The sequence below is a fragment of the Streptomyces aurantiogriseus genome (assembly GCF_014649375.1).
In the GTDB taxonomy this organism is placed as follows: Bacteria; Actinomycetota; Actinomycetes; order Streptomycetales; family Streptomycetaceae; genus Streptomyces; species Streptomyces aurantiogriseus.
This window is the reverse complement of record NZ_BMSX01000073.1, coordinates 1-1012: the sequence shown is the minus strand read 5'-3', so window position 1 is coordinate 1012 and position 1012 is coordinate 1. Positions and strand designations below refer to the sequence as shown.

Annotated in this window: 2 protein-coding genes; both read right to left on the bottom strand. The window is 66.1% G+C overall.

The features are described from left to right. A partial coding sequence (locus IE263_RS48030; protein WP_268256155.1) for an alpha-amylase family glycosyl hydrolase occupies nucleotides 1-299 on the bottom strand: 299 nt, incomplete at its 3' end. A gap of 32 nt (nucleotides 300-331) precedes the next feature. Continuing rightward, nucleotides 332-1012: alpha-amylase family protein (locus IE263_RS48025; RefSeq protein ID WP_189944459.1), on the bottom strand; the 681-nt coding region annotated here is incomplete at its 5' end.

Sequence of the window (1012 nt, the reverse complement as noted above, 5' to 3'; positions counted from 1 at the left end):
ACGAAGTCGGCGAGGTCGCCGAACTCGGGCAGGACGGAGGTGTAGTCCGATACGTCGTATCCGCCGTCCCTCAGGGGTGATGTGAAGAACGGGGGGAGCCAGAGGCAGTCGACGCCGAGCCATTGCAGGTAGTCGAGTTTGGCGGTGAGGCCCTTGAGGTCGCCGACGCCGTCGCCGTTGCTGTCCTGGAAGGAGCGGACGAGGACTTCGTAGAAGACCGCGCGTTTGAACCAGTCGGGGTCGCGGTCCTTTGCGGGCGTGTCCTCGAAGGTGTCCGGGACGGGTGAGTTGACGGTCATGACGCTCTGGAACCTCCGATCTGCACTGCGGGTCACCGGACGTGGAACACGTGGGCCGGCGCCCGGCCGGGCTCCAGACGCACGTAGTTGTCGCTGCTCCAGGCGTACGTCTCGCCGGTCAGTTCGTCGTGCACGGACATCGAGGCGCGGTGGTCCAGGCCGAGTTGCGGCATGTCCAACGAGACCGTCGCCTCCTGGGTGTGGTGGGGGTCGAGGTTGACCACCACGATCACCGAATCGGCCCCCATGCGCTTGCTGTACGCGATGACGGAGTCGTTGTCGGTCGCGTGGAAACGGAGGTTCCTGAGCCGTTGCAGCGCGGGGTGGCGCCGACGGATCTCGTTGAGCTGCGTGATGAGCGGGACGATGCTGCGGCCCTCGCGCTCGGCCGCCTCCCAGTCACGCAGCCTGAGCTGGTACTTCTCCGAGTCGAGGTACTCCTCGCTGCCCTCGCGCAACGGGGTGTTCTCACACAGCTCGTAGCCGCTGTAGAGGCCCCAGGTCGGCGAGAGGGTCGCCGCCAGGACGGCCCGCGCCTCGAAGGCGGGACGCCCGCCGTGCTGGAGGTAGGCATGCAGGATGTCGGGGGTGTTGACGAAGAAGTTCGGCCGCATGTAGGAGGCCGCCTCACCCGACAACTCCCTCAGGTACTCGGTCAGTTCCTGCTTGCTGTTGCGCCAGGTGAAGTAGGTGTACGACTGCTGGAAGCCGAT